This is a genomic window from Pseudomonas sp. LBUM1673 (assembly GCF_059695645.1).
In genome coordinates this window covers 6,245,958-6,267,912 of record NZ_CP166780.1, presented here as the reverse complement: position 1 = coordinate 6,267,912, position 21,955 = coordinate 6,245,958, and the positions used below count along the sequence as shown (strand labels likewise).

Genomic DNA, 21,955 nt, shown 5'->3' with positions numbered 1-21,955 from the left:
TCTTGATTGGAGTGGGGATTGGAGTGGTTATGGGTGATCGGCACGACTATGTGGCCCTCGAGTGGGTCAAAGGCGAGATTGCCGAAACGCTGAAGCAGGCTCATCAGGCGATCGAAACCCTGATCGACGACCCGCAGGCGACGCACGCGCTGAGTGAGTGCCTGGCCTGTGTCCATCAGGTTCACGGCAGTTTGCAGATGGTCGAATTCTACGGCGCAGCCCTGCTCGCCGAAGAGATCGAGCAACTGACCATCGCCTTGCAGCAGAACCGCGTCAGCCATCACGACGAGGCGCTCCATCTCTTGCTGCAAGCCTTGGGGCAATTGCCGACATACCTCGACAGGGTGCAAGGCGCCCGTCGTGATTTGCCGCTGGTGGTGTTGCCGCTGATCAACGACCTGCGCAGTGCCCGTGGCGAAAGTCTGTTGTCGGAAACCAGTCTGTTCAGCCCGCAACTGCCAGACCTGCCACCCCTGAGCGACGAAGCCCTGGTGCTGCTGGAACCGTCCGACTTGCCGAATGTGCTGCGCAAGTTGCGGCAGATGTTGCAGATGGCGCTGGTCGGCTTGCTGCGCGAGCAGGATGACGAAACCCACTTCGGCTATCTGGCCAGGGTTTTTGCGCGCCTTGAAGGGCTGTGCGGTAATGCGCCCCTGAGCCCGTTATGGCAAGTCGCTTCGGCGCTGGTCGAAGGCATGCGCAACGGCGCGATCGCCAACAGCCCCGCGTTGCGCAGCCTGTTCAAGGACGCCGACAAAGAGCTCAAGCGTTTGCTTGAACAAGGCATGTCCGGAATCAATCAACCGGCGCCGCCAGAGCTGCTCAAGAGCTTGTTGTTCTATATTGCCAAGGCCGAACACCCCACCGGGCAGATGCTGACCATGAAAGATCGCTACTCACTTGACGACGCGCTACCCGACAGCGCGATGGTCGATGAAGAACGGGCACGGCTGGCCGGCCCTGACCGCGACGCCATGCGTTCGGTATTGGCAGCGCTGTGCGAAGAGCTGGTGCGGGTCAAGGAACGCCTGGACCTGTTCGTGCGCAGCGACCGTCAGCACACCTCGGACCTCGACAGCCTGTTGGCGCCCCTGCGGCAAATCGCCGACACCCTGGCGGTGCTCGGTTTCGGCCAGCCGCGCAAGGTCATCATCGATCAATTGGCGGTGGTGCTGAGCCTCGCCCAGGGCCAGCGCGAGCCCAACGACGCGACCCTCATGGACGTTGCCGGGGCCTTGCTCTACGTCGAAGCGACCCTGGCCGGGATGGTCGGCACCGTGGAACCGGAAAGCCAGGAAGACAGCCGTCTGCCGACCACCGACCTGACGCAGATCCATCAGATCGTGATCAAGGAAGCGCGCATCTGCCTGCAACAGGCCAAGGACATGATCGTCGACTACATCGACGCCGACTGGGACCGTCAGTATTTGCAACCCTTGCCGGCGTTGCTGACCCAAGTGCGCGGTGCGCTGGCGATGATTCCGTTGGCCCGCACGGCGAGCCTGGTCGAGGCCTGCAACGGCTTCATCCGCGAGCATTTGCTGGTGGACCCGGGCCAGCCCGGTTGGCAGCAACTGGACAGCCTGGCCGATGTCGTCACCAGCATCGAGTATTACCTGGAGCGCCTCAGTGACGACCCCGAAGCGCCGGGGGAACACCTGCTCGACGTCGCGGAAAAAGGCCTGGTCTCACTCGGTTTTTTCCCCAGCGAACAACACGTGCCGATGCTTGAAGATGTGCTCAGCCCCAGTGAAGCCCTGGTCATGAAGGACATGCAGGAACTGAACGACCCCGAGATCGTTCAGTCTCTGGCCGAGGTGCTGGCCAGCCCGGTGTCGTCGGTAAACCCGCCGGCGCTGACGACGCCGGGTAGCCTGTTGCCGCCGCCCGCCGGTGAAGAGCCGGTGGACGATGAGCTGCGGGAGGTCTTCCTCGAAGAGACCGACGAAGTGTTGGAAATCCTCCAGGAGTATCTACCGCGCTGGTCGGCCAATCCCGACAGCCCATCGGCCTTGAGTGAATTGCGCCGTGCCTTCCACACCCTCAAGGGCAGTGGCCGGATGGTCCGCGCGCTGGTGTTGGGCGAGTTGGCCTGGGCAGTGGAAAACCTGCTCAACCGTGTGCTTGAACACAGCGTTGCGCCTTCGCCTGCGGTGCAGTACCTGGTGGGCGATACGCTGAAGCTGCTGCCGGAACTGGTGGCGGAGTTCGCTGCCAATGCCCAGTGCCAGCGCAACGATGTCGACCAATTGGCCGCCCGCGCCCATGCCCTCGCCAAGGGCGATGAGCCAGTGTCCGATGAGGACGCGCAGGATGTCGCGGCGCTCGATCCACTGTTGCTGGAGATTTTCCGCAACGAAGCCGAAACCCATTTGAGCAGCCTCAATCGCTTCCTCGACCAAGCCGCCGAGCATGTGCCGCTTCAGGCCAGCGATGAGTTACAGCGGGCCTTGCACACCCTCAAGGGCAGCGCCTCGATGGCGGGGGTGCTGCCGATCGCCGAGCTGGCGGCGTCGCTGGACCAACTGGCCCGGGAATACAAGGCACACCGGATTGTCCTCGACCTGGATGAAGTCGAATTGCTGCTGGAAGCCGAAGGGCTGTTCCGTCTTGGGCTGCGACAGCTCAAGAGCGACCCGCTGGCCGAAATTCCCGACGCCCGCTCGTTGATCGAGCGAACCCAGGCCTTGCTGGCCGAACGTTTGCAAAGCCTCTTGAGCGCACCCAATACGAAGCTGCGCATCAAGCGCGATCCACAACTGATCAATAACTTCCTCGCCCAGGGCATGGATATCCTGCTGGACGCCGAAAGCCTGTTGCAGCGTTGGCAGCAGCATCCCGGCGAGCGCCAGGAACTCAGCGCGCTGCTGGACGAATTGACCACCCTCGGCGAAGGCGCGCACCTGGCCGATCTGCATCCGGTGGATGAACTCTGCGAAGCCTTGCTCGACCTCTATGGTGCTGTGGAAGAAAGCAGCCTGGCGGTCAGCGACAGGTTTTTCCACGAGGCGCAAAGTGCCCATGAAGCGCTGATCAACATGCTCGACGAGCTGGCCGCCGGCCAGGAAGTCACTGCGCAGCCAGAGCGCGTTCGGGCCTTGCGCGGCTTGCTCGATGAGAGTCTCGACCCATCCTCCATGGGCCTGATCCGCAGTGACGGCAGCCGTACCCCGAGCATTCGGGAGCTGGGCAGTGCCACGGCCGAGCTGGAGCAGGCCGCGACGCAGGTGGAGCTGGACGACGAAATCGTTTCGATCTTCCTGGAAGAAGCGGTGGACATCCTCGAAAGCGCCGGCCAAGCCTTGCAGCGCTGGCTGGGCGATCCAGACAACGCCGCGCCGCTGTCGTCCTTGCAGCGCGACTTGCACACCCTCAAGGGCGGTGCGCGGATGGCCGAGGTCGAGCCGGTCGGCGATCTGGCCCATGAACTGGAAAGCCTTTACGAAGGCCTGGTGGACCGCCGTTACAGCCACAGCGAAGCCCTGGCGCAGTTGCTGCAACAGAGCCATGACCGACTGGCCGTGTTCCTTGATCAGTTGCAGCACAACCGACCGTTGGGCGATCCAGGTGAGTTGATCGAAGCCATTCGTGAGTTTCGCCAGGGCCATGCTGGCAGCGTCGAGTTGATCGAACCGAAGGCCCGCAACGATTCGGCGGGCCATGATCCCGAGCTTCTGGAGATCTTCCTCGAGGAGGGTTTCGACATCATCGAAAATTCCGGCGCGGCACTGCTGCGCTGGCAGGCCGAGCCTGCGAATCGCCAGGAAGTGGAAACCCTGCTGCGTGACCTGCATACCCTCAAGGGTGGGGCACGAATGGTGGAGATCGCCCCGATTGGCGACCTGGCCCATGAACTGGAATTCCTCTACGAAGGCTTGTCGGCTGGCGTGTTGCAACCGACCGCTGCGCTGTTCTCGCTGCTGCAAAGCAGCCATGACCGACTGGCGCAGATGCTCGACGCCACCCGCGCCGGTCAGCCATTGCCACTGGCCGATCGGCTGATCGATGCGATCAAGAATTTCAGCCATCCGGCGGTGCCCGAAACACCGGCACCGGTGGTGATACCCGCAGCCCCCAAAGCCGAGCCAGCCACACCGCAACCCGAAGGCACCGACACGGTCAAGGTTTCGGCGGAGTTGCTCGACGATCTGGTCAACCTGGCCGGGGAAACTTCAATTTTCCGTGGCCGCATTGAACAACAGGTCAACGACGCACGGGTGGCCCTGAGCGAGATGGAAACCACCATCGAGCGCATGCGCGATCAGTTACGCCGCCTCGACACCGAAACCCAGGGGCGGATTCTCAGCCGTCAGCAAGTCGAAGCCGAACGGCTGGGGTACGAAGAATTCGATCCGCTGGAAATGGACCGCCACTCGCAGCTGCAACAGCTGTCGCGGGCGCTGTTCGAGTCTGCCTCCGACCTGCTCGACCTCAAGGAAACCCTCGAGCGGCGAAACCAGGACGCAGAAAACCTGTTGCAACAGCAGGGCCGCATCAACACTGAATTGCAGGAAGGCTTGATGCGTACGCGCATGGTGCCGTTCGAACGGATGCTGCCACGTTTGAAGCGCATCGTCCGTCAGGTTTCCAGCGAGCTGGGCAAGGACGTGGAATTCGTCGTCGGCAATGCCGAAGGCGAGATGGACCGTAACGTGCTCGAACGCATGGCCGCGCCGCTGGAACACATGCTGCGCAATGCCGTCGACCATGGGCTGGAATCGGCCGAGGTGCGGATCGCGGCCGGTAAACCGGCTCAGGGCAAGATCACCCTGGACCTGTCGCGAGAGGGCGGCGACATCATTTTCGACATCCGTGACGACGGTGCCGGCGTGCCGCTGGACGCCGTGCGACGCAAGGCGATCAAGCGCGGGTTACTCGACCCGGACAGCGACATCAGTGATCGCGACGTACTGCAATTCATCCTGCAACCGGGGTTCTCCACCGCCGAAAAAATCACCCAGATATCTGGGCGTGGCGTCGGCATGGACGTGGTTCACGAAGAGGTCCGGCAGCTCGGTGGCAGCATGAGCATCGACTCGACATCGGGGCAGGGCGTGCATTTCCGGATTCGCCTGCCGTTCACCGTGTCGGTCAACCGCGCGCTGATGGTGCAATGCGGGGAGGATCAATATGCGATTCCGCTGAACACCATCGACGGCATCGTGCGTGTGTTGCCCAACGAACTCGAAGGGCATTACCGGCTCGATCCGCCGACCTACAAATACGCCGGGCAACGTTATGAGTTGTGCTACCTCGGCGAGCTGCTGAAAACCGGCACGCGTCCGAAACTATTGGGCCAGAGCCTGCCGTTGCCGGTGTTGCTGGTGCAATGCAACGAGCGGCACGTCGCGGTGCAAGTGGATGCCATGGCCGGCACCCGGGAAATCGTGGTCAAAAGCCTTGGCCCGCAGTTCGCCGCGGTGCAGGGTTTGTCCGGCGCGACGATTCTCGGTGATGGCCGGGTGGTGCTGATTCTCGACTTGCTGGCGCCGATCCGCGCGATGCAAACGCGGGTGCCGCAACGGCCTGTGACGCAGGACGTAGAGGCCGAATCGCAACGACCCTTGCTGGTGCTGGTGGTCGACGATTCGGTCACCGTGCGCAAGGTCACCAGCCGTCTGCTGGAACGCCACGGCATGAACGTGCTGACCGCCAAGGACGGTGTCGACGCGATGTTGCTGCTCGAAGAGCACATGCCCGACCTGATGCTGCTGGACATCGAAATGCCGCGCATGGACGGCTTTGAAGTGGCGACCCAGGTACGCGCCGACGAGCGTCTGCGCCATCTGCCGATCATCATGATCACCTCCCGTACCGGCCAGAAACACCGTGACCGCGCCATGGCCATCGGCGTCAACGACTACCTCGGCAAGCCGTATCAGGAATCGGTGCTGCTCGACAGCATCGCATTGTGGAGCAAAACCCATGCATGAACACCGCTCCAGCAACCTCACCGGCCTGTTGCTGCCCCTGGCCGACCGCAACCTGATCCTGCCTAACGTTGCCGTCGCCGAACTCATCGATTACCACCCCGGTGCCTTCGACCTCGACACCCCGCCGTGGTACCTGGGGCGGGTGACGTGGCGGGAACGGCAGATTCCATTGCTCAGTTTCGAGTCGGCGTGTGGCGACAAAGTGGTGATTGGTGAGCGAGCGCGGATCGTCATCCTCAATGCCCTCGGTGGGCGGCCTGAGCTCAAGTTCATCGCGTTATTGGTTCAGGGGATTCCGCGGTCTTACAAGCTCGACAGTCAGTTGAGTTATGTCGATGTGCCGTTGTGTTCGCTGGAAAAAGCGGCGGTGCAGGTGGGCGAGCAGGTGGCGAAAGTGCCGGATTTGTTGGCGCTGGAGGAGTTACTTGTGAACGCTGGGTTGATCTGACTGGCCCCTTCGCGAGCAAGCCCGCCCCCACAGTTTGATCGAGTAGTTGCTAAGAACTCGGTCAACTGTGGGAGCGGGCTTGCTCGCGAAGAACGATAACGCGGTCCACCTGACAGACCGCTAAAGCCGCTATCCCTGCGGATCGATATTACCCAGCGCCCGGTTCACCGCCAGCTCACCGAGCATCACGACCTGTTGAGTCCCGAGCATCGTGTTGCGATATGGCGCGTCCAGCAACGCGGCGAAATCACTGAGCATCACACTCGCAAATGTTTAAACACAAAACCTCAGGCTATCGGACCTTCCTGTGGCGAGGGGGCTTGCCCCCGTTGGGTTACGAAGCAGCCCCAAAACCTGCAACCGAGGTGTATCAGGTACGTCGAGAACAATGGTTTACGACTGCTGCGCAGCCGAACGGGGCGATGCGGCGTTCCGACAAGCCCCTCGCCACAAAGGTTTCTGCGCTAGGTTGAAGATTCCCAAAAAGGGACCGATTGGTCCTATTTTGGGACTTATCGATCATTGCACTCCGGCATTGAAACCGGCGGGGATTGTTCTGGCCCCTTCGCGGGCAAGCCTCGCTCCTACGGGTTTATGTCGCATCACACCAATCCGTAGGAGCGAGGCTTGCCCGCGAAGGCGTCAGTCGGGACAACCATTACCCTGGCCGTAACGATCCAACGCCCAGCTTGATTGATGCCCCCCACCAACACTCCTAAGGTGACCCCCACGACAGCGAACCCGTGGAGTGGTCATGACAACAACAATATCCCCCGACTCGCGATGGACGCGGCGGCGCAGCGAAAAGCAGCGGCGCCTCGCGCAGGTAGCGAGTTTCACCGACGGTGTGGTGCTGCCCACCGACAAGATCGTTGCGGCGCTGGAGGCGTTGATCCTGCCCGGCGACCGTGTGGTGCTGGAGGGTAATAACCAGAAGCAGGCGGATTTCCTGTCTCGCTCCCTGGCCAAGGCTGATCCGGGCAAGCTGCATGACCTGCACATGATCATGCCCAGCGTCGGGCGTTCCGAGCATCTGGACCTGTTCGAGCGCGGCATCGCCCGCAAGCTCGATTTCTCTTTCGCCGGCACCCAGAGCCTGCGCATCAGCCAGTTGCTCGAAGACGGTTTGCTGGAAATCGGCGCGATCCACACCTACATCGAGCTCTACGCTCGATTGGTGGTCGACCTGATTCCCAACGTTGTGCTCTCGGCCGGTTTCATGGCCGACCGCGCCGGCAACATCTACACCGGGCCGAGCACCGAAGACACTCCGGCGTTGATCGAACCGGCGGCGTTCAGCGACGGCATTGTCATCGTTCAGGTCAACCAATTGGTGGACGACGTCAGCGAGTTGCCCCGTGTCGATATCCCCGCGTCGTGGGTCGACTTCGTGGTGGTGGCGGACAAGCCGTTCTACATTGAACCGCTGTTCACCCGCGACCCACGGCACATCAAGCCTGTACACGTGCTGATGGCGATGATGGCGATTCGCGGGATCTACGAAAAGCACAACGTCCAGTCCCTGAACCACGGCATTGGTTTCAACACCGCCGCCATCGAACTGATCCTGCCGACCTACGGCGAATCCCTCGGCCTCAAGGGCAAGATCTGCCGCAACTGGACGCTCAATCCTCATCCAACCTTGATCCCGGCCATCGAAAGCGGCTGGGTTGAAAGCGTGCATTGCTTCGGCACCGAATTGGGCATGGAAAACTACATCGCCGCTCGACCGGATGTGTTCTTCACCGGCCGCGACGGGTCGCTGCGTTCCAATCGGATGTTTTGCCAACTGGCCGGGCAATACGCGGTGGACCTGTTCATCGGCGCGACCCTGCAAATCGATGGCGACGGCCATTCCTCCACCGTGACTCGTGGACGGCTGGCCGGTTTCGGCGGTGCGCCGAACATGGGCCACGACCCGCGTGGTCGCCGCCATGGCACGCCGGCCTGGCTCGACATGCGTCACGACGATGCGCCTGAAGCGTTGCTGGAACGCGGTAAAAAACTCGTGGTGCAAATGGTCGAGACCTTCCAGGAGGGCGGCAAACCGACGTTCGTCGAAACCCTCGACGCGGTGGAAGTGGCGAAGAAAAGCGGCATGCCGCTGGCGCCGATCATGATCTACGGCGACGACGTCACCCACCTGCTCACCGAGGAAGGCATCGCCTATTTGTACAAGGCCCGTTCCCTCGAAGAGCGCCAGGCGATGATTGCCGCCGTCGCCGGAGTGACCGCCATCGGCCTGCGCCACAACCCGAAAGACACCGCCCGCATGCGCCGCGAAGGCCTGATTGCCTTGCCCGAAGACCTCGGCATCCGCCGCACCGACGCCACTCGCGAGCTGCTCGCGGCCAAAAGCGTGGCCGATCTGGTGGAGTGGTCCGGTGGCCTCTACAACCCGCCCGCCAAGTTCAGGAGCTGGTAATGCACGCATTCAACCTGCAACCGAAAGCGTTATCCCTGCCCGAGCGGCTGGCGGACATGGCGGTGGACGCGCTGATCGACGAAGCCGATCTGTCGCCGAAACCGGCGCTGGTCGACCGTCGCGGCAATGGCGCGCACACCGATTTACACCTGAGCCTGATGCACGCATCGGCGCTGTCGTTGTGGCCGGCGTTCAAGGCCATGGCAGAAGCGGCCATCGAGTTTGGCGAAGTCGGTTTACCCCTGCGCGAAGCCCTTGGGCGGATTGGTCGCGACGGTGAGCAAACAATGCTCGCCACCACCCACGGTGTGAATACTCATCGTGGGGCGATCTGGGCGCTGGGGCTGTTGGTCGCTGCTGCGGCGCTGGAGTGCACGAATACCAAAGCAAGCGCCGTGACCTTGCGCGCTGCACGTCTGGCCTTGCTCGACGACCGTTACGCGCCGCGTGTGCTCAGTCACGGCGCTCAAGTCGCGCAACGTTATGGTGCTCGCGGTGCTCGTGAAGAGGCGCAGCTTGGTTTCCCTGCAGTGATTCAACGCGCATTGCCGCAACTCAAACTCAGCCGCGCCGCAGGCCATGGCGAACAGAACGCCCGGCTTGATGCTTTGCTGGCGATCATGACGACGCTGGCCGACACCTGCGTGCTCTACCGCGCGGGCGAACTCGGCCTGCAGACGATGCAACTCGGCGCTCAAGCCGTGCTCGACGCCGGCGGCAGCGCCAGCCTCGCCGGTCGCCGCCGTTTGCATGAGCTGGACCAACAATTAATCACGTTGAATGCCTCGCCCGGCGGTGCTGCGGACTTGCTCGCAGCCTGCCTGTTTATCGACCGTATCGAGTCGTGTGACGGCATCTTCCAGGGAGCATTTTGATGGAAACCTTATCCTTTGAATTCCCCGCCGGGCAGCCGCCCAGGGGCAGGGCGCTGGTGGGCTGCGTGGGCTCGGGCGATCTGGAAGTGCTGATCGAACCGGGGCTGGCCGGCAAGTTGACGATTCAGGTGCAGACCTCGGTCAACGGCAGCGAACAACGCTGGCAGCATCTGTTCGCGCGGATGTTCGACGGCCAGACACCGCCTGCGATGGCGATTGATATCCACGATTTCGGCGCCACTCCCGGCGTGGTGCGCTTGCGCCTGGAACAAGGCTTTGAGGAGATCAGCCATGACTGACAGCGCAGCGCTTCTCAACAAGTACAGCTTCGTCGAACTCGGCGCCCGACAACGGGCAAAAGCGCTGCTCGACGCCGGGACTTTCCGTGAACTGCTCGACCCGTTTCAGCGGGTCATGTCGCCATGGCTGTCGCGCCAGGGCGTGGTGCCGCAGGCCGATGACGGCGTGGTGATCGCCAAGGGCAGCATCGGCGGTTTGCCGGTGGTGATCGCGGCCATCGAGGGTGCGTTTCAGGGCGGCAGCCTGGGTGAAGTCGGCGGGGCGAAGATTGCCGGTGCGCTGGAACTGGCCGCCGAGGACAACCGCAAAGGCATTGCCACTCGCGCCGTGTTGCTGCTGGAAACCGGTGGCGTGCGTTTGCAGGAAGCCAACCTCGGGCTGGCGGCGATTGCCGATATTCATGCCGCGATTGTCGATCTGCGCCAGTACCAACCGGTAGTTGGCGTGGTCGCCGGCAGCATTGGCTGTTTTGGCGGGATGTCGATTGCCGCCGGGTTGTGCAGCTATTTGCTGGTGACTCAGGAAGCGCGCCTTGGCCTCAACGGTCCACAAGTGATTGAGCAGGAAGCCGGGCTTGAAGAATACGACTCCCGCGACCGCCCGTTTATCTGGAGCCTGACCGGCGGCGAGCAACGTTTTGCCAGTCGCTTGGTGGACCGCTATGTCGCTGACGACGTGGCGCAGATTCAGCAGCAGATTAGCGAGTTGCTCCAGCAAGGTTTGTCGGCGCAGCAACGCAGTCGCCAGGCCGAATGGTTTCTGCGACGACTGGCCAGCCTGGACGCCGAACCGCAAATCGAGCCGGCGACGGTTCGCGATCTGTATCAAGGAGAGCGCTCATGAGTTCGTATTCCCTGAGGGGCTTGAACTGGTTCAACGCCTTGAGTGCCAGCGCGAAACCGGTCGAGGGTTTGCCGGCGTCGTTGAAAGTCGCCGATGGTTTATTGGGCGATCAACCCGTGCGGTTTATCGCGGTGGTGGCCGATCCTGACAACCGCTTCGTCCGCGCGCGCAATGGCGAGGTCGGTCTGCTGGAAGGTTGGGGCCTGGCCAAAGCGGTGGATGAAGTCATTACTGCGGATGCCGACAAACCTCAAAAACGCGCCTTGATCGCCATTGTCGATGTGCCGAGTCAGGCTTACGGCCGACGCGAAGAAGCCCTCGGCATTCATCAGGCCCTGGCCGGTGCGGCGGACAGCTATGCCCGCGCCCGTTTGGCCGGCCATGGGGTGATCGGTTTGCTGGTGGGCAAGGCGATGTCCGGGGCGTTTCTCGCTCATGGTTATCAGGCCAACCGGCTGATCGCGTTGCGCGATCCGGGGGTGATGGTGCATGCGATGGGCAAGGTTTCGGCGGCGCGAGTCACATTGCGCAGCGTCGAAGAGCTTGAAGCGCTGGCCGCCAGCGTGCCGCCGATGGCGTATGACATCGACAGCTTTGCCAGCCTGGGTTTGCTTTGGGAAACCTTGTCGGTGGATCAGATCGAGCAGCCGACGACGGCGGATCTGGCGCGGGTGAACGAGTGTCTGGTTCAGGCGATTGAAGATGTCGAGGCAGGTCGTCGCGATTTGAGCGGCCGCTTGGGTGCGAGCAATCGCGCCGCGTCGAGCAAGGTGCGCCAACTGCTGAGAGAGCAGTGGTGAACTCGCTTCTGGCCCACGACCTGCTGTGGGGGATGACCCCGGAGCAGTTGCCTGCGGAGGCGCCTGGGTGGGTGGTCGAGTCGATCAGCGCGGGTCAGCCGGTGGTGGTTCGGCGCGCGATGACCGCGCCGGATCAGATCGCGGTCGGCGTGCGCGGACGCTTGCGCGAGCAGCGTTATGCAACGTCGATGGCGATCACGGCGATTTCACGTCGGGTAAGGCCGGAAGAGCTTTGTCATGTCGAGACAGCTCGGGATCTCCCGGCTTTGCGAGCGCTGGCGAAATTGCGACCAATGCTCGACACCTGCGGTTGGGTGTGGGGTGTCAGCGGCAGCGCCGGGTTTGAATTGGCCAGTGGTTTTGCGGCGTTGCATGAGCGCAGCGATCTCGATTTGATTCTGCGTACACCGCAACCGCTGAGCCGACTTCAAGCGCAAGAGTTGGTGACTCTTCTCGGCACCGCTGAATGTCTGGTGGACATGCAGTTGCAGACGCCGAATGGCGCCGTGGCTCTGCGCGAATGGGCCGGCCCGTCGCAACGGGTACTGCTCAAAAACGCTCAGGTCGCCTGCCTGGTCACCGATCCCTGGAACCCGCAGGAGCAAGCAGCGTGAGCAGTTTGCTGGTGTTCCCCGGCCAGGGCGCGCAGCAACCGGGCATGCTCCATCGCTTGCCTCGGGAAACGCTGATCGAGGCGAGCGAGGTGCTGGGTGAAGATGTTTTGTTGCTGGATTCTGCCGAGGCGTTGCAGTCGACGAGGGCGGTTCAGTTATGCCTGCTGATCGCCGGAGTGGCAGCTTCACGTCAGTTGTTATTGAGCGCGGATTACGTGGCTGGATTGTCCATCGGCGCCTATCCGGCGGCGGTGGTTGCCGGTGCCTTGAGCTTCAGCGATGCGCTGCATCTGGTCAGCCTGCGCGGTGAGCTGATGCAGCAGGCTTATCCTCAGGGCTACGGCATGACCGCGATCATCGGTCTGGATCTGGCGGCGGTGGAAGGTTTGCTGGCGCAGGTTCATAGCCTCGACACGCCGGTTTACCTGGCCAACATCAACGCCGATAACCAAGTCGTCATCGCCGGCAGCGATGGTGCGATGAAAGCAGTTGCCGAGTTGGCGAAAGGGCGTGGCGCCGGACTGGCCAAGCGTCTGGCGGTCAGCGTGCCGTCCCACTGCCCGCTGCTGGAAACACCGGCAAAAACCCTGGTTGAAGCGTTCGCCAAGGTGCAATTGAAAACGCCGACCCTGGGTTACCTGAGCGGCAGTCGCGCCCGGCCTGTTATCAATCCCGAGGCGCTACGCGACGACCTGGCGTTCAACATGTGCCGCGTGGTGGATTGGCGCGGCACGGTGCAAAGCGCTTACGAGCGTGGCGTACGTCTACAGATCGAACTGCCGCCCGGTGCGGTGTTGACCGGGCTGGCGCGCCGGGTGTTCGAGCAGGGCACCGTGATTGCCTTCGACGGTGCGCGGCTCGATACCTTGCAGGCGCTGTTGCGTGAGGAGGGAAGCCGCCAACCCTAGATCACCGACTCAGGCTGCGAACGAAAAAAACAACAATTCCGACGATGCACTTTGAGGACTACAACAATGATTATTTACGGTGTGGCGTTTCTCGCCTTTTGTACCCTGGCGGGTATTTTTATCGGCGAACTGCTTGGCAAATTGATTGGCGTGCCGGCCAACGTGGGCGGCGTGGGTATCGCGATGCTGCTGTTGATCGGGCTCGGCAGCTACCTCAACAAAAGCGGTTGGTTCAAAGGCAAGACCGAGCAGGGCGTGGAGTTCTGGAGCGCGATCTACATCCCTATCGTGGTCGCCATGGCCGCGCAGCAAAACGTCTACGGTGCGCTCAAGGGTGGGCCGATGGCGATCCTGGCCGGTACGGTGGCAGTGGCCATTGCCTTCGCTCTGGTACCGGTACTGGTGCGTATCGGCAACAAGGCACCTGAACCTGTCACTCCACCAAAAACAGTAGGGTGATCACCATGTACGAATCGATGATGAAGGTGATTACCAGCTACGGGCTGATCAGTGGGTTTGCCATTGTCGGCGTAACCATGTGGCTGTCCTACTGGATTTCCAACACATTTACCAAAGGCCGCCTGCACGGTTCGGCCATCGCCATTCTGCTGGGCCTGCTGCTGTCTTACATCGGTGGCGCGTTGACCGGTGGCCAGAAAGGCGTGGTCGACATTCCGTTGCTCTCGGGTATCGGTCTGCTCGGCGGAGCCATGCTGCGAGACTTCGCCATTGTCGCCACGGCATTCGGTGTGAGTGTCGATGAGCTCAAACGAGCCGGCTTCGTCGGAGTTCTGGCACTGTTCGTAGGTGTTGGGACTTCGTTCATCGCAGGTGTCGCGGTGGCCATGGCGTTTGGTTATACCGATGCGGTTAGCCTGACCACCATCGGCGCGGGCGCGGTGACTTATATCGTCGGGCCGGTGACTGGCGCGGCTATCGGGGCCAGTTCGGAAGTCATGGCGCTATCGATTGCGGCTGGGCTGATCAAGGCGATTCTGGTCATGGTCATGACGCCGTTCGTGGCGCCGATGATCGGTTTGAACAATCCACGCAGTGCGGTGATTTTCGGTGGGTTGATGGGTACCTCCAGCGGTGTGGCCGGCGGGTTGGCGGCGACTGATCCGAAGCTGGTGCCTTATGGTTGCCTGACGGCGGCGTTCTATACCGCACTGGGCTGCCTGCTCGGGCCTTCGCTGCTGTTTCTGATCATGCGCGGATTGCTTGGCTAGGATTTGAATCCTTATTGACCGGGCTGTCGCCATCGCGGGCAAGCCACGCTCCCACAAGGACAGCGCATTTCCTGTGGGAGCGTGGCTTGCCCGCGATGCAGGCGCCACGGTCTGTCAGGCTTGCCGATTGGCATACATCCGACACTCCGCCAACAACGCCAGCAAATTTGGATCACGCTCCTTGGCCTTCAGAAACACCACGCCGATGTGCTGCTGCAACCGATACTTTTCCTGCAATGGAATCAGCTTCACCCGATTCTCATACACCGCCGCAATCCTTCCCGGCAGCAACGCATAACCGACTCCCGAGCTGACCATGCTCAGCAGGGTGAAGATGTCGTTGACCTGCATCGCCACCTTCGGCTCGAACCCCGCCTGCTTGAACACCCGAATACCGTCCTGGTGCGTGGCGAAGCCTTGGGTCAAGGTGATGAACGTCTCGTCGCGCACCTCGGCCAGGTCGACTTCGGTCCGTTGGGCAAAGGGCGAGTCCGCCGGGGTGGCGAGGAAGATGTCATCGGAAAACAGCGGGATCTGTTCGCAGTCCGGGTCGTTGACGCTGTCGTCCAGCGACACCAGGATCGCGTCGACTTCCATGTTCTTGAGCTTGTACAACAGGTCGATGTTCGAGCCCAGGATCAGGTCGATATTGAGTTCGCTGCGGCGAATTTTCAGGCCCATGATCAGCTGCGGTACGGTCTTCACCGTCAGCGAATACAGTGACCCAAGCTTGAAACGCTCAGCCGAGAACCCGGCAGCTTCGCGGGTCAGGCGCACGCTTTCGAGCACGTCCTGAATCAGCTTCTGCGCCCGTTCTTCCAGCACATAAGCGCTTTCGAGTGGGGTCAGGTTGCGGCCTTCGTGCTTGAATAGCGGGCAACGCAGGGCACTTTCCAGAGAATGGATGGCGCGGTGCACGCTGACGTTGCTGGTCTGCAACTCGGCGGCAGCGCGGGCGAGGTTGCCGGTGCGCATGAAGGCCAGGAACACCTCGAGTTTTTTCAGGGTCAACTCTTCATCGATCAGCATGGACGTGGCTCTTATTCGAATGGCTCGATTGTGCACATATGTGGGTTCTTGCAGGAGCTGTGTTCTGAAACATTGCGCTTTTAACCTTGAGGCCTGAGCCTTGCGCGCGGCGGTAATGAATTTTGAGGTGAGCAACACATGTATCACGGGGAAAGATTGAACGCCTGGACGCATTTGGTCGGGGCGGTGGCGGCGTTTGTCGGGGGTGTGTGGCTGCTGGTGATCGCCAGTATGGACGGCAGTCCGTGGAAGATCGTCAGCGTAGCGATTTACGCGTTTACCTTGCTGGTGCTCTACAGCGCCTCGACCGTGTATCACAGCGTTCGCGGGCGCAAGAAAGCAATCATGCAGAAGGTCGATCACTTTTCGATCTATCTGCTGATCGCCGGCAGCTACACACCGTTCTGCCTGGTGACCTTGCGCGGGCCGTGGGGCTGGACGCTGTTCGGGATTGTCTGGGGGCTGGCGCTGATCGGTATCCTGCAAGAGATCAAACCCCGCTCGGAAGCGCGGATTCTGTCGATCGTGATTTATGCGGTGATGGGCTGGATCGTGCTGGTGGCGGTCAAGCCGTTACTGGCGGCACTGGGCCCTGTCGGCTTTGCCTGGCTGGCGTCGGGCGGGGTGTTGTACACCGTGGGGATTGTCTTTTTTGCGCTGGACAGCCGTTTGCGCCATGCCCACGGGATCTGGCATCTGTTCGTGATTGCCGGCAGTTTGCTGCACTTTGTGGCGATTTGGTTTTATGTCTTGTGACTGCTTTTGTGGCGAGGGGGCTTGCCCCCGTTCAGTCGTAAATCCGGTTTATGCGTTGTATCTGAGAAGACGCGTTGCAAGACCGGGGCCGCTTCGCAGCCCAACGGGGCCAAGCCCTCTCGCCACAAGGCTCTAGAAATCGCCCCATAACTGCTGGGCCACCGCCAGCGCCACCACCGGCGCGGTTTCGGTACGCAACACGCGAGGGCCGAGGCGGGCGGCGTGAAAACCGCCAGCCTTGGCCTGCTCGACTTCAGCGTCGGACAATCCGCCTTCCGGGCCGATCAAAAACGCCAGCGTCGCCGGTTTCGCATGGCTCACCAGCGGTTCGGCCACCGGGTGCAGTACCAGTTTCAAGTCTGCCTCTGTCTGCTTCAGCCAATCGGCCAACAACAGCGGTGGATGAATCACCGGTACCCGTGAACGTCCGCACTGCTCGCAGGCGCTGATCGCCACCTGACGCCAGTGCATCAGGCGTTTGTCGGCGCGCTCGTCCTTGAGGCGGACTTCGCAGCGGTCAGTGAAAATCGGGGTGATTTCGCTGACGCCCAGTTCGGTGGCTTTCTGAATCGCCCAGTCCATCCGCTCGCCACGGGACAAACCCTGGCCGAGATGGACCGCAAGTGACGACTCGACCTGCCCGGCGAAGCTTTCATCGATGTTTACCACGACGCGCTTCTTGCCGACTTCCGCCAGCGTGCCGCGAAACTCATGGCCCGAGCCGTCGAACAATTGCACCGCATCACCCTCGGCCATGCGCAGCACACGGCTAATGTAATGGGCCTGGGCCTCGGGAAGCTCGTGTTCGCCGGTGCTTAAAGGGGCGTCGATAAAAAAGCGGGACAGTCTCATCTTGGGTCTCTGTAAAAAGTCGAATGTAGCAGCGTGCGCAATCAGCTTTTGTGGCGAGGGAGCTTGCTCCCGCTGGACTGCGCAGCAGTCCCTCTTTTGGGGCCGCTTCGCGACCCAGCGGGAGCAAGCTCCCTCGCCACAGGGTTTCTCGGTGACTTCTAGCCCGGATCGCGATAGCCCGGATGAAAGTCCTTAGGCACCGCCACGCTGACGCTGTCACGGGTGGCGATGTCGATGCCTTCGCTGGCCACCTCGGCCAGAAAATCGATCTGCTCCGGGGTAATCACGTACGGCGGCAGGAAATACACCACGCTGCCCAACGGCCGCAATAAAGCACCCCGCTCCAGCGCATGCTGGAACACGGTCAAACCGCGACGTTCTTGCCACGGGTAAGCGGTCTTGCTGGCCTTGTCCTTGACCATCTCGATGGCCAGCACCATGCCGGTCTGGCGCACTTCGGCAACGTTCGGGTGATCGGCCAGGTGCGCGGTGGAGGAGGCCATGCGCTGGGCCAGGGCCTTGTTGTTCTCGATGACGTTGTCTTCTTCGAAGATATCCAGGGTCGCCAATGCCGCCGCGCACGCCAGCGGATTGCCGGTGTAGCTGTGGGAGTGCAGGAAGGCGCGCAGGGTCGGGTAGTCGTCGTAGAAGGCGCTGTAGACCTCATCGGTGGTCAGGCAGGCCGCCAACGGCAGGTAACCGCCGGTCAGGGCCTTGGACAGGCAGAGGAAATCCGGGCGGATGCCGGCCTGTTCGCAGGCGAACATCGTTCCGGTGCGGCCGAAGCCGACGGCGATTTCGTCGTGGATCAGGTGTACGCCATACCGATCACAGGCTTCGCGTAGCAACTTCAGGTACACCGGGTGGTACATGCGCATCCCGCCGGCGCCCTGAATCAGCGGTTCCAGGATCACGGCAGCCACGGAGTCGTGGTTGTCGGCCAGCGTCTGCTCCATGGCGGCGAACATATTGCGTGAATGTTCTTCCCAGCTCATGCCCTCGGGGCGCAGGTAGCAATCCGGGCTCGGCACCTTGATCGTGTCCATCAGCAGGGCTTTGTAGGTTTCGGTGAACAGCGGCACGTCGCCCACCGCCATCGCCGCCATGGTCTCGCCGTGGTAGCCGTTGGTGAGGGTGACGAAGCACTTCTTGTTCGGCTGGCCGCGGTTGAGCCAGTAGTGAAAGCTCATTTTCAGCGCAACTTCGATGCACGACGAACCGTTATCGGCATAGAAGCACCGGGTCAGGCCTTCGGGCGTCATCTTCACCAGACGCTCGGACAATTCAATCACCGGCTGATGGCTGAAACCGGCGAGGATCACGTGTTCCAGCTGATCGACCTGATCCTTGATGCGCTGGTTGATCCGCGGGTTGGCGTGACCGAACACATTGACCCACCAGGAGCTGACCGCGTCGAGGTAGCGTTTGCCTTCGAAGTCTTCAAGCCACACGCCTTCACCGCGCTTGATCGGGATCAGCGGCAGCTGTTCGTGGTCTTTCATCTGGGTGCAGGGATGCCACAACACCGCGAGATCGCGTTGCATCCACTGATTATTCAGGCCCATTTTCAGTCTCCTCGAGGCGGCTCGCTTGGTGCGCGGGCAAACAATCGCGCAAGCCTATGCAATGCGCGTCATGGGGACAACCCATTGTGTCGATTGAGCTACTTTGTATAAGGAGATAGACGTTGCTGGCGGCGTTTTGATGGCTGACGTATTCTTCGCGGCTCTTTGAGTCGTCTGACTCGTAAAACCGCTATTTCCTCGTGTATTTCCGGAGTTCGCTGAATGTCTGCTGGTTGGCTGCGCGCCTGTGCGCTGGTGATGTTGGGGCTGTTCAGCGTTTCGGCGCTGGCCAAGGATAAAACGGCGATCGTGGTCGGCGGCGGGCTCTCGGGCCTCACTGCTGCTTACGAACTGCAAAGCAAGGGTTGGCAGGTCACCCTGCTGGAATCCAAACCGACCCTGGGCGGTCGCTCTGGCATGGCCACCAGTGAGTGGATCGGCAACGACAAGACCCAACCGGTGCTGAACAAGTACGTCTCGACATTCAAGCTGACCACCACGCCAGCCCCTGAATTCGTGCGCACCCCAGGCTATCTGATCGATGGCGAATACTTCACCGCTGCCGATCTGGCGACTAAACAGCCGGCCACCAGCGACGCGCTGAAACGCTACGAAAAGACTCTGGATGATCTGGCGCGTTCGATCGAGGACCCGCAAAACCCGGCCGCCAACAGCACGCTGTTTGCCCTGGACCAGATCAACGTGTCCAACTGGCTCGATCGCTTGAATCTGCCAGCCACTGCGCGTCAGTTGGTGAATCAGCAGATTCGTACCCGCTATGACGAACCTTCGCGCCTGTCGTTGCTGTACTTTGCACAACAGAGCCGCGTCTACCGGGGCATTGCCGACCGTGACCTGCGCGCTTCGCGTCTGCCCGGCGGCAGCCCGGTGCTGGCCCAGGCTTTCGTCAAACAACTGAAAACCATCAAGACCAGCTCCCCGGTTTCGGCCATTACTCAGGACAAGGACGGCGTGACCGTCAAGGTCGGCAGTGTTGGCTATCAGGCCGATTACGTCGTACTGGCCGTGCCGTTGCGCGCACTGAGCAAGATCCAGATGACTCCGGCGCTGGATGCCCAGCACATGGGCGCCATCAAAGGCACCAACTACGGCTGGCGTGATCAGATCATGCTGAAGTTCAAGACGCCGGTGTGGGAAAGCAAGGCGCGCATGTCCGGCGAAATCTACAGCAACACCGGCCTTGGCATGTTGTGGGTTGAGCCGGCCCTGAAGGGCGGCGCCAACGTGGTGATCAACCTGTCCGGCGACAACGCGCGGGTAATGCAGGCCTTCGGCGACAAGCAGATGGTCGATCAGGTACTGATTCGTTTGCATGCGTTTTATCCACAGGCACGCGGTTCGTTCACCGGTTATGAAATCCGTCGCTACAGCACCGACCCGTCAATGGGCGGCGCTTACCTGGCCTTCGGCCCGGGCCAGATCAGCAAGTACTGGCGCCTGTGGGAACGCCCACTGCAACGGGTAGCCTTTGCCGGCGAACACACCGACACGATGTACCCAGGCACCCTGGAAGGCGCATTGCGCACCGGTCAGCGTGCGGCCAGTCAGGTTGAAGACCTGGCGGCGGGCAAATCGTTTGAACCGGCGAAGGTTGTGCCGGCGGCGACCGCGGCGGCGGCAGGCGCGGTAGCGGCGAAGAAAGGCAACTTCTTCAGCAACATGTTTGGTGGCTCGTCTGATAAAGCGGCCGACAAACCAGAACCGGCCAAGGCTGAAGTGAAAGCTGAAGAGTCCAAGCCTGGCTTATTCTCGCGGATGTTCGGCGGCGGTTCCGACAAGGCCCCGGCCAAGGCGCCAGAACCAGTGGCACCGGTTGCTCCAGCTCCAGCTCCAGCCCCTGTACCTGCGCCGGCTCCAGTGGCCGCACCGGTTGAGGCACCGAAGCCAGCGGTGCCGGTGAAAGCCGAGCCTGCCAAGAAGGCCCCGGCCAAAGCACCCGTGAAAAAGCCTGCTGCCAAAACCGAGACCAAAAAGGCTCCGGCCAAGGCGACGGTAAAAAAGCCTGAACCGGTGAAGAAACCAGCGACCAGTACCGCCGCGAAGACCCCAGCGGCGACTGAAACCAAGACGCAGTAAGTCCTGGAATCAAAAAAAGCGCGGCATCTCTGCCAAATGCCAGTCAGTTAAGCGAAATCCCTGTGGGAGATTCTATGGTTGAGGGGAAGCCCCTCAACCGGCTTTGGGTTGGTATTCGCTCTGTCCTTTCAGTAGAGCGAATACGATCCGAGCAAGCTTGCGAGCCAGTATCACCAGCGCCTGAGTGGTGCTGAAGCCTCGAGCTCTTTGCTCTTCGTAAAAGCCTTTCCAGGCTGGCGTACGACTGGCCGACATGGCCGCGTTGTGCAGAAGCCGGCGAGCTTCCGGGTCACCTCGCTTGGTCAAGCTCCGGCGACCGTCTTTTTGTCCCGACTTCGACACCCGTAAATCCATTCCCAGAAAGGCAATAAAGGCATCTGCGTTTCTGAAGTCGCCCCGCTGAAACGCCGTGAGCAAGCGAGCCCCGGTCAGAAATCCGATGCCTTCAACTTTCAGGCAACGCTTCAACTGGCCGAGCAAACCGGCTTCTTTCAGATGATCGTTAATCGTCTTCTCGACCAGCGTCTCAAGCTGCTGCATCGATTTCACTTGCTCGGCAAAAGCCGCCTTCAGCAGCGGCTCATTCGCCCAGCTTTGCACCAGGCCGACTCGAGCCTGAACCAAGGCTGCGCGACGACGAAAAAGGCTCAAGAGCTGGCGGTACAGCGGTGATGGCGGGGTCCAAGGATGAAGATCATCACCCTCGTTCTTCAGATAGCGAGCGAGTAGCCTGGCATCCAGCGCGTCGGTTTTGGCGCGGACATTCACCCCTTTGCGGTAATGGCTGAGTTCGTAGCCACCCACCATGTAAATCACGCAGCCGGCCTCATAGGCCAGATCGGCGAACTCCAGGTGATAGATATTGGTCGATTCAATGGCAATAGCGACAGTCCCCGACAAGGCCTTCAACCACTTCTTGATGGCTGCCTTGTTGTTGGGAATCGTTTCAAGCAGGTCAAGTTCGGCGTGATAGATCACCAGTTCATTCTTGGCAACATCCACGCCTACGATCGGCTTTGAGACAGAAACCAGCATTGCCATTAAATTTCCTCCGGGATATGGTTTTGAGCACTTGAAGGGCTCACCCAGAGGCGCAGGCTTGTTCCTATCGTCGGTCTAGCCAGATGCATTCTTTATCGGCGCTTGGGTGAAAGGAGGAGGGGCGAAATCTCCCACGGATCTGTACTGCGTCAACAGTCAGAATCGGGCTTTGTCCCTCCTCCTCCCTTCAAGTCCTACCATACAAGCGGGCTTGCTCGCGAATGCGTCGGGTCAGCCAAC

General features: G+C 61.2%; 17 protein-coding genes and 1 pseudogene. 13 read left to right on the top strand and 5 right to left on the bottom strand.

Annotated features, from left to right (window positions below; genetic code table 11):
• Window positions 1–29: 29 nt before the first annotated feature.
• Together ACA044_RS28680 and ACA044_RS28675 are read left to right on the top strand one after the other, a co-directional pair.
• Complete coding sequence (locus ACA044_RS28680; protein ID WP_497444267.1) at window positions 30–5,933, top strand: Hpt domain-containing protein; 5,904 nt, start codon at window positions 30–32, stop codon at window positions 5,931–5,933.
• Window positions 5,926–6,381, top strand: a complete 456-nt coding sequence (locus ACA044_RS28675) for a chemotaxis protein CheW (RefSeq protein ID WP_497444266.1) — start codon at window positions 5,926–5,928, stop codon at window positions 6,379–6,381. The genes ACA044_RS28680 and ACA044_RS28675 overlap by 8 nt, the downstream gene beginning before the upstream one ends.
• 129 nt (window positions 6,382–6,510) lie before the next feature.
• On the opposite strand, the pseudogene ACA044_RS28670 reads toward ACA044_RS28675, so the two are convergent.
• Window positions 6,511–6,648 (bottom strand): annotated as a pseudogene (locus ACA044_RS28670) (DUF6124 family protein); the annotation flags it as partial.
• Window positions 6,649–7,135: 487 nt separating this feature from the next.
• On the opposite strand from ACA044_RS28670, the gene mdcA reads away from it, so the two are divergent.
• The 9 genes from mdcA (at window position 7,136) to madM (ending at window position 14,375) form a co-directional block, all read left to right on the top strand.
• Window positions 7,136–8,806, top strand: a complete 1,671-nt coding sequence (mdcA, locus tag ACA044_RS28665) for a malonate decarboxylase subunit alpha (protein WP_497444265.1) — start codon at window positions 7,136–7,138, stop codon at window positions 8,804–8,806.
• Entirely contained in the window at window positions 8,806–9,681 is an 876-nt protein-coding gene (locus ACA044_RS28660; protein ID WP_497444264.1) for a triphosphoribosyl-dephospho-CoA synthase, read from the top strand. The genes mdcA and ACA044_RS28660 overlap by 1 nt, the downstream gene beginning before the upstream one ends.
• Window positions 9,681–9,980, top strand: coding sequence for a malonate decarboxylase subunit delta (locus ACA044_RS28655; protein WP_007897982.1), 300 nt, complete (start codon window positions 9,681–9,683; stop codon window positions 9,978–9,980). The genes ACA044_RS28660 and ACA044_RS28655 overlap by 1 nt, the downstream gene beginning before the upstream one ends.
• On the top strand, window positions 9,973–10,824 hold the full coding sequence (locus ACA044_RS28650) for a biotin-independent malonate decarboxylase subunit beta (RefSeq protein ID WP_497444263.1): 852 nt from the start codon (window positions 9,973–9,975) through the stop codon (window positions 10,822–10,824). The genes ACA044_RS28655 and ACA044_RS28650 overlap by 8 nt, the downstream gene beginning before the upstream one ends.
• Window positions 10,821–11,624 carry a biotin-independent malonate decarboxylase subunit gamma gene (gene mdcE / locus ACA044_RS28645; RefSeq protein WP_497444262.1) on the top strand — a complete coding sequence of 268 codons (804 nt, stop codon included), beginning with the start codon at window positions 10,821–10,823 and terminating at the stop codon, window positions 11,622–11,624. Before ACA044_RS28650 ends, mdcE begins: the two co-directional genes overlap by 4 nt.
• Entirely contained in the window at window positions 11,618–12,238 is a 621-nt protein-coding gene (locus tag ACA044_RS28640) for a malonate decarboxylase holo-ACP synthase (RefSeq protein WP_497444261.1), read from the top strand. Before mdcE ends, ACA044_RS28640 begins: the two co-directional genes overlap by 7 nt.
• A complete protein-coding gene (mdcH, locus tag ACA044_RS28635; RefSeq protein WP_497444260.1) occupies window positions 12,235–13,146 on the top strand; it encodes a malonate decarboxylase subunit epsilon in 912 nt (303 codons plus the stop codon). The genes ACA044_RS28640 and mdcH overlap by 4 nt, the downstream gene beginning before the upstream one ends.
• A 66-nt stretch (window positions 13,147–13,212) precedes the next feature.
• Window positions 13,213–13,605, top strand: a complete 393-nt coding sequence (madL, locus tag ACA044_RS28630) for a malonate transporter subunit MadL (protein WP_052965014.1) — start codon at window positions 13,213–13,215, stop codon at window positions 13,603–13,605.
• A gap of 5 nt (window positions 13,606–13,610) precedes the next feature.
• On the top strand, window positions 13,611–14,375 hold the full coding sequence (madM, locus tag ACA044_RS28625) for a malonate transporter subunit MadM (RefSeq protein ID WP_123500490.1): 765 nt from the start codon (window positions 13,611–13,613) through the stop codon (window positions 14,373–14,375).
• Between the two features lie 114 nt (window positions 14,376–14,489).
• Here the strand turns inward: madM and ACA044_RS28620 are convergent, their stop codons facing one another.
• Complete coding sequence (locus ACA044_RS28620) at window positions 14,490–15,404, bottom strand: LysR family transcriptional regulator (RefSeq protein ID WP_052965016.1); 915 nt, start codon at window positions 15,402–15,404, stop codon at window positions 14,490–14,492.
• 138 nt (window positions 15,405–15,542) lie between these two features.
• Between ACA044_RS28620 and trhA the strand changes: the two genes are divergently transcribed.
• Window positions 15,543–16,160, top strand: coding sequence for a PAQR family membrane homeostasis protein TrhA (gene trhA / locus ACA044_RS28615; protein ID WP_497444259.1), 618 nt, complete (start codon window positions 15,543–15,545; stop codon window positions 16,158–16,160).
• A gap of 132 nt (window positions 16,161–16,292) precedes the next feature.
• On the opposite strand, the gene ACA044_RS28610 is transcribed toward trhA, so the two are convergent.
• Together ACA044_RS28610 and ACA044_RS28605 are read right to left on the bottom strand one after the other, a co-directional pair.
• Entirely contained in the window at window positions 16,293–17,012 is a 720-nt protein-coding gene (locus ACA044_RS28610) for a 16S rRNA (uracil(1498)-N(3))-methyltransferase (RefSeq protein WP_497444258.1), read from the bottom strand.
• 158 nt (window positions 17,013–17,170) lie between these two features.
• Window positions 17,171–18,577, bottom strand: a complete 1,407-nt coding sequence (locus ACA044_RS28605; RefSeq protein WP_497444257.1) for an adenosylmethionine--8-amino-7-oxononanoate transaminase — start codon at window positions 18,575–18,577, stop codon at window positions 17,171–17,173.
• Window positions 18,578–18,799: 222 nt separating this feature from the next.
• Between ACA044_RS28605 and ACA044_RS28600 the strand changes: the two genes are divergently transcribed.
• Window positions 18,800–20,674, top strand: coding sequence for a flavin monoamine oxidase family protein (locus ACA044_RS28600; protein ID WP_497444256.1), 1,875 nt, complete (start codon window positions 18,800–18,802; stop codon window positions 20,672–20,674).
• A 93-nt stretch (window positions 20,675–20,767) separates the two neighbouring features.
• Here the strand turns inward: ACA044_RS28600 and ACA044_RS28595 are convergent, their stop codons facing one another.
• Entirely contained in the window at window positions 20,768–21,715 is a 948-nt protein-coding gene (locus ACA044_RS28595) for an IS110 family RNA-guided transposase (protein ID WP_497442862.1), read from the bottom strand.
• Window positions 21,716–21,955: the final 240 nt, after the last annotated feature.